Origin of the sequence: Paraburkholderia sp. SIMBA_054 (genome assembly GCF_046534875.1) — a bacterium.
Taxonomy (GTDB): domain Bacteria; phylum Pseudomonadota; class Gammaproteobacteria; order Burkholderiales; family Burkholderiaceae; genus Paraburkholderia; species Paraburkholderia hospita.
In genome coordinates this window covers 1-386 of record NZ_JAWRXV010000316.1, presented here as the reverse complement: position 1 = coordinate 386, position 386 = coordinate 1, and the positions used below count along the sequence as shown (strand labels likewise).

Genomic DNA, 386 nt, shown 5'->3' with positions numbered 1-386 from the left:
CCGCGTCGAGCACTATCACTTTTGCACCTTGCGATATGACCGAGTTGAACTGCTGCTGCTGCTTGCTCGCATCACCATCGGCATTGAGATAAAGTACTTTGCAGCTTTCACAGATTTTCTTCATCTCGGAAGCGAAGCCCGGATAATCGCGCTCCTCATAGCGCGTCGATGCCTGGTCTGGCATTAAAAAGCCGACCACTGCGTCCTTCACTTCCGCCTGAGCATTGCCAGCGAGCGACGATAGCACCACCGCAGCAAAGGCTGCCTTACCAAACATATTTTTCATGTCTCACTCCCATTGGGTTTTCAATTTTGTATTTTACACAATCTTGCAGACAAACTTTATATCGCTACTCCACCCCATATGTTCTCCCTATAGCGACCTC

General features: G+C 49.2%; 1 pseudogene. It reads right to left on the bottom strand.

Going from position 1 to position 386, the window contains the following annotated elements:
• Positions 1-286 (bottom strand): annotated as a pseudogene (locus SB822_RS55280) (ABC transporter substrate-binding protein); the annotation flags it as partial.
• Positions 287-386: the final 100 nt, after the last annotated feature.